The 2,471-nt window shown below is 67.9% G+C and carries 3 protein-coding genes; 1 reads left to right on the forward strand and 2 read right to left on the reverse strand.

Annotated features, from left to right (window positions below):
* Positions 1 to 148: 148 nt before the first annotated feature.
* On the forward strand, positions 149 to 610 hold the full coding sequence (locus ELR45_RS19925; RefSeq protein WP_165367945.1) for a hypothetical protein: 462 nt from the start codon (positions 149 to 151) through the stop codon (positions 608 to 610).
* Between the two features lie 417 nt (positions 611 to 1,027).
* On the opposite strand, the gene ELR45_RS19930 is transcribed toward ELR45_RS19925, so the two are convergent.
* Together ELR45_RS19930 and ELR45_RS38505 are read right to left on the reverse strand one after the other, a co-directional pair.
* Positions 1,028 to 1,834 (reverse strand): ABC transporter permease, encoded by an 807-nt coding sequence (locus ELR45_RS19930; protein ID WP_129667916.1) that lies wholly within the window; start codon positions 1,832 to 1,834, stop codon positions 1,028 to 1,030.
* Positions 1,831 to 2,471 (reverse strand): AAA family ATPase (locus tag ELR45_RS38505; RefSeq protein WP_205856919.1); only part of this gene is annotated, 641 nt, incomplete at its 5' end. The genes ELR45_RS19930 and ELR45_RS38505, both read right to left, overlap by 4 nt.

Consider the following 2,471-nt stretch of genomic DNA (forward strand, 5'->3'; position numbering starts at 1 on the left):
ACCGGCATTGAACGCGTTCGCTATCGCGTTCGAAGGTCGCATCACACCAACCGGTAACTAACCATCACCGAGACCGGATCCACCGTTTATCTGACACACTCCGCGGACCTGCCGGAGAGGCGCCCGCGGAGCGAAAGGTGACACAAGAGTGACCGCAGATGCCGAACCAAGCGTCCCATTGCTGACGCCAGGAATGGTGGTTGCTGGGGTTGCGGGAGCGCTGTGTGGTGTTGGAGTCAGCCACGTCGTGGCGGGGGCGGTGAACGGATCCTTGTTTGTCGAAGGCCTCGAAGACGTCGTACCCGGCATGGCTGCCATTGCATCGTGGGCTGCGCCGGTGATCGTACTCTTCGGTGTCCCTGTCGCCGTGCTCCTCGAACTCCTCACGCGCCAACGACCCGCCTGGGCAGCGGGCGCCACGTATGGAGTGGTCGGAGCTGGGCTCGGACTCGTGATCCAACAACTGGTGTTGCGCGGCTTTCCCGTCGCCTTCTACGGCGCGGCCGCTGCCCAGGCGGGCAAGGCAAGCATCGAGTGGTACCGCCGCTCACGGTTTGTCGGTCGAGGGTGCATGGCGAAGAAACGAGAAGAAGGAGCAGCGCATTCCTAGCGGTCGTCGTCTCCGGTTGTGGCCTTGCGTGCGCTCTCACAGCTGGTGCCGGGTGCATCTTCGGTCTCGCGGTCGCATTCACCGCGAGCGTTTCGGTCCCAGGGAACTGGAAATTCGCGACGTACTTGATGGGGGCCTCACTACTTGTTCTTGCTCTTGTGCTCGCCTCGTGGCGTTATCGCCAGCACTCTCAAAGGTGACAAATAACTGACGCCGTTCCCAGCGCGCAAGGAACACCCCGCGCCCACCGGAAATGGTGGGCGCGGCGGTGTTCTCGAGACACGGGTCAGCCGTCATGGTGGAAGCATTCGGCAGCTGCGATCCGGGATGCCCAGTCGGGGCCACAGGAGTCGCAGGTGTGCGTCATGGGGGCGGCTTTTCGGTGCGAGGTAGTCATCGGTTCACCTCCTTGGATGCTCATGCGTCCCTCCGGCGGAACGCGGTGGCGGCACCGAGGAGCAGCAGCCCGATCCACAGACCGAAGACCAGTGCCGCGGGGACGGGTGACAGCGCGGTGGGGTCGTCGCCGATGCGGAACATCGACTGGCCGGCCTGGGAGGGCAGGTACCTGCCCGCGGTCTCGAACAAGTCGGCTGGCGTGACGAGCCGCAACAGTTCCGGCATCAGGTACACCCCGCCCACGACGGCGGCGACAGCGCCGGCGGTGCTCCGCAGCAGGAACCCGAGCGAGAGGCCGGCGAGGCCGACCCCGGCCAGGTAGCCGGCCGCGCCGACGAGGGCCCGAACGGCACCGGGGTCGGTCAGAGTCGCAGAGGGTTCGCCACCCCGGCTCAGGACCTGCTGGGTGACGACGAACGACACCAGGACGGCGACGAGCATACCGGCGAGGACGCTCCCCGCGAGGACTACCGCCTTGGCCCCGAAGAGCCACGAGCGCCGAGGGACGGTGGCGAGGCCGACCCGGATCAGTCCGGTCTGGTAGTCGCCGGTGACGGTGAGCGCTCCGAGCACCCCCACGACGAGCTGGGTGATGACGACGCCGTCGAGCGCCATGCCGGTGGGGTCCGTGGCGTCAGAGAAGCCGTCTGCCTGGCCTGACTGCACCAGGATGGCGGCGCTCGTGATGCCGAGGCCGGCTATCAGGAGAGTGGCCACGAGCAGGGACCAGCGGTGGGAACGCAGCGTCCGGAATCGGATCCACTCACCCCGCGCCACACCGCCGAGGGTGAGCTTGATCTCGGTCAGGTCGGTCGTGGTGCTCATGCCGCCACCTCGACCGATGATGCCGCGCCCGCGTGAAACTGCAGGGAGGTGCGGGTCAGCTCCATGAATGCCTCCTCCAGCGACGCCCTTCGTGGCGAGAGCTCGGAGAGCGCGAAGCGGTGGTGGGCCGCGATGCTGCCGATGTCGGCGGCGTCGAGCCCTTCGACCGTGGCGCTCCCGGGTCGTGTGGAGTGGACGACGGCACCCGCGGTGCGCAGTGCGGTGGCGAGATCGTCCATCCGGGGGCTGACCACCAGGACCTCGCGGACGGCGGCCGAGGCCGTCAGCTCGCTGACAGTGGTGTCGGCGACCAGCCGACCCTGGCCGATGACGACGAGGCGCTCCGCGGTGAGGGCCATCTCGCTCATCAGGTGCGAGGAGAGCAACACAGTCCGGCCCTCGTCGGCCAGGCTGACCAGCAGCTCGCGGATCCACCTGATCCCCTCGGGGTCGAGCCCGTTGACCGGCTCGTCGAGTACCACGGTCGACGGGTCGCCGAGCAGTGCCCCGGCGATCCCCAGCCGTTGCCGCATCCCGAGCGAGAACCCACCGGCGCGCTGGCGGGCGACCTCGGAGAGGCCGACCATCTCGAGCACCTCGTCGACCCGCGAGCCGGGGATGTGGTGGGTCGCCGCGA

Origin of the sequence: Phytoactinopolyspora endophytica (assembly GCF_004138495.1) — a bacterium.
Taxonomy (GTDB): domain Bacteria; phylum Actinomycetota; class Actinomycetes; order Jiangellales; family Jiangellaceae; genus Phytoactinopolyspora; species Phytoactinopolyspora endophytica.

What these genes read in the sequence shown, in the direction of transcription:
- ELR45_RS19930 (WP_129667916.1), bottom strand. Translation starts at nt 1,834, where the DNA reads ATGAGCACCACGACCGACCTGACCGAGATCAAGCTCACCCTCGGCGGT.